1 protein-coding gene is annotated in these 1,191 nt (G+C 36.4%); it reads right to left on the bottom strand.

The genetic code is table 11. The annotated features are described in order from the left end of the window. Positions 1-668: 668 nt before the first annotated feature. Positions 669-812, bottom strand: coding sequence for a hypothetical protein (locus tag NR121_RS24920; protein WP_256832141.1), 144 nt, complete (start codon positions 810-812; stop codon positions 669-671). Between the last annotated feature and the right edge of the window lie 379 nt (positions 813-1,191).

Genomic DNA, 1,191 nt, shown 5'->3' with positions numbered 1-1,191 from the left:
TTTTTTTGCGCCTGCAGGTCACAAATTCTGGTTACACAAACTATTGTACATCATCTTGGTGTTTTGATTAACATCATATTTATTGTTTTTGAATAGAGTGCAAGTCGCTAGCGAAGATGATAATGATTTCTTGATGTTCTCGATATTTTTTTCTGAAGGCAAGTTGATAACTGCTTCCGTTCTATTATCTATTTGAGAAAAGTTAAACCTAAGTAATATCCAACCAATAAATCTTTTTATCAATGGAATTTTCATTGCCACCATTGTTATGAGTGCTATTAATAATCCAAAGAATGTAAGACCGTCTGTGCCGAACAATGATAAGAAGGTAAAATCATCGTTTACAAAAATATATGCATATATCGAGCCGAGAAGGAAAACTATTGAAATAGTATAGAGGATATTATTAACTACTCGTTGGTACATATAGTACCTCCCCTAAAAGAATGACGTAGGTAAATTGTACCATAAAATATAGTTCGTATGAATAACTTATTGTCGAGTTCATCCTCTGAGATTTATTTACAGAAAACTAATTTCGAGAGAGTTTAGGCGTACCTAACTCCCCTAAACTCTCCCTGACGATACGTTCTTGATTACGAGGTACTGAGTACTCTTTTTATGTCAATGACTAATAATGTGATTTGAACGTTTGAGAGAGACAGTCGTTATACTGCTTGAGGAGGTTCATTTAGTAAAGAAGGATAAACTAAACCTTCAAGCATAAAGCCTTCAATGTCTCCTTCAATGTACTTTAGGAACAACTCAAGCAACCAACGCTCAGGCTCAATCATACTAAATATATTTCCCATTGGTTACACTCTTTAGCAAACAACAAAAATCAGCAGGTATGAGACAACCATTAGTAAATCGGCTTCCCATACCCTCGCCATTATCTAGGCATGTTTATCAGTGACCAGTAGTCAAGTCATGTAGAATCAGTGGCTTTGTTGGTGAGGGATGGTACAGAGGGTTGAGATTGTAGTGGAGGAGCGGGTTTAGGGAGTAGTACAGATGGGGTGGAAGTGTGAAACAGAGGCGAGTAAATAGTAGAGTTGACTGATTGTTGACGAAATTAATAGATTAGATAGGAAAACCTGAATTTTGAGTCGGACATATTCACTTATTAGGACTGTGTGTAATGCCCCCCGTTGTCAAGACACAATTTCGGAAAAAATAAGTTATGTCCTC

The sequence above is a fragment of the Paenibacillus sp. Pae15 genome (genome assembly GCF_024519685.1).
Taxonomy (GTDB): Bacteria; Bacillota; Bacilli; order Paenibacillales; family NBRC-103111; genus Paenibacillus_G; species Paenibacillus_G naphthalenovorans.
The sequence above is the reverse complement of the archived record's forward strand: the minus strand, read 5'-3'. Positions and strand labels throughout refer to the sequence as shown.